Annotated in this window: 1 protein-coding gene; it reads right to left on the reverse strand. The window is 63.6% G+C overall.

Translation table 11 applies throughout. The features are described 5' to 3' along the window. Positions 1 to 192 precede the first annotated feature (192 nt). On the reverse strand, positions 193 to 1,782 hold the full coding sequence (gene serA / locus IVB32_RS06840; RefSeq protein ID WP_247337608.1) for a phosphoglycerate dehydrogenase: 1,590 nt from the start codon (positions 1,780 to 1,782) through the stop codon (positions 193 to 195). Positions 1,783 to 1,929 lie beyond the last annotated feature (147 nt).

Genomic DNA, 1,929 nt, shown 5'->3' on the forward strand with positions numbered 1-1,929 from the left:
AGGCCCGTGCGTGCATAGGAAACGATGACGGCTTCACGCATTGTTTTCTCCCTTTCGAACGATTTTGACCGGAGCATCGGTCGAGGTTTCTCGGCGCCATTGGTACACAATGTCCGGCGGTCGCGGGAGAAATAAAAACGCCGCCCTCGCGAGAGGGCGGCGTTGTTCCGCGGGTCGGAATATGTCGGCGGATCAGAACGTCAGCGCCTTGACCTGCTTGACCTGCGGCAGAGCCTGCACCTTGGCAAGCAGATCGGCCGGCACCGCGCCGTCGACCTCGATCAGCGCGATGGCATCGGAGCCCGGCGCAACGCGGCCAAGATGGAAGGTCGCGATGTTGATCTTGGCATCGCCGAGCAGGCTCGCGAACTTGCCTATGAAACCCGGCTTGTCCTCGTTGGTCACGTAGATCATCGACTTGCCAAATTCAGCGTCGACGCGGATGCCCTTGATGTCGACCAGGCGCGGCTTGCCGTCGGCATAGACCGTGCCCGAGACCGACCGCTCCTGCCGCTCGGTGGTGACGGTGACGGTGATCAGGCTTTCATAGTCACTCTGGGCGGCGCGGACGATCTCGTCCACCACCATGCCGCGCTCCTTGGCGACGACGGGCGCGGAGACGACGTTGACCTCACCCAGCATCGGCCGCAGCAGGCCCGACAGCACGGCGGAGGTGATCGCCTTGATCTTCATCTCGGCCACGTGGCCCTCATAGGTGATCTCGACCTTGAGGATGCCGCTCTCGGTGAGCTGTCCCGCGAACGAACCGAGCTTTTCAGCGAGCGCGATGAACGGCTTCAGCTTCGGCGCCTCTTCCGCCGTGATCGAGGGGAAGTTGACGGCATTCGAGATCGCGCCGGTGAGCAGGTAATCCGACATCTGCTCGGCAACCTGGAGCGCGACGTTCTCCTGCGCCTCGGTGGTGGACGCGCCGAGATGCGGCGTGCAGATCACGTTGGGATGACCGAACAGCACATTCGCGGTGGCGGGCTCCTCGACAAAGACGTCGAAAGCGGCGCCGGCGATGTGCTTGGAATTCAAAGCGTTGACCACGGCCTGCTCGTCGACGAGACCGCCGCGGGCGCAGTTGATCAGGCGCACGCCCTTCTTCATCTTGGCGATCGCGGCTGCGTCGATGATGTTCCTGGTCTTCTCGGTGAGCGGGGTGTGCAGGGTGATGAAGTCGGCGCGCTTGAAGAGGTCGTCGAGCTCGACCTTCTCGACGCCGATGTCCCTGGCGCGCTCCGGCGACAGGAACGGATCGAACGCGATCACCTTCATGCGCAGGCCGAGCGCGCGGTCGGCGACGATCGAGCCGATGTTGCCGCAGCCGACGACTCCGAGCACCTTGCCGGTGATCTCGACGCCCATGAAGCGGTTCTTCTCCCACTTGCCGGCCTGGGTCGAAGCGTCCGCCTGCGGAATCTCGCGCGCCAGCGCCAGCATCAGGGTGATGGCGTGCTCGGCGGTCGTGATCGAATTGCCGAACGGCGTGTTCATCACGATGATACCCTTGGCCGTGGCGGCAGGAATCTCGACGTTGTCGACGCCGATGCCGGCGCGGCCGATCACCTTGAGGTTGGTCGCCTTCTCGAGGATCTTCGCGGTCGCCTTGGTCGCGGAGCGGATCGCGAGGCCGTCGTAATTGCCGATGATCTCGGCGAGCTTGTCCTTGTCCTTGCCGAGATTGGGCTGGAAGTCGACCTCGACGCCGCGGTCTTTGAAGATCTGCACGGCAGCGGGAGAGAGCGCGTCGGAAATGAGAACTTTGGGTTTGGTCATGGAGATGTGTCCTTCGCCGTCCCTAGAGGGAGATCGGCCTGAGGGCCGGAATGGGGAATTGCTCGGAAGCTCTTTGCTCTCCCTCTCCCCGTTCTTACGGGGAGAGGGTCGGGGTGAGGGGCAGCCACAGGCGAGGTGCTCGCGGAG

The organism is Bradyrhizobium sp. 23 (assembly GCF_023073295.1).
Classification (GTDB): domain Bacteria; phylum Pseudomonadota; class Alphaproteobacteria; order Rhizobiales; family Xanthobacteraceae; genus Bradyrhizobium; species Bradyrhizobium canariense_D.

Excerpts from the sequence above, each read along its gene's own strand:
- serA (WP_247337608.1), bottom strand. The coding sequence starts at position 1,782 with ATGACCAAACCCAAAGTTCTCATTTCCGACGCGCTCTCTCCCGCTGCC.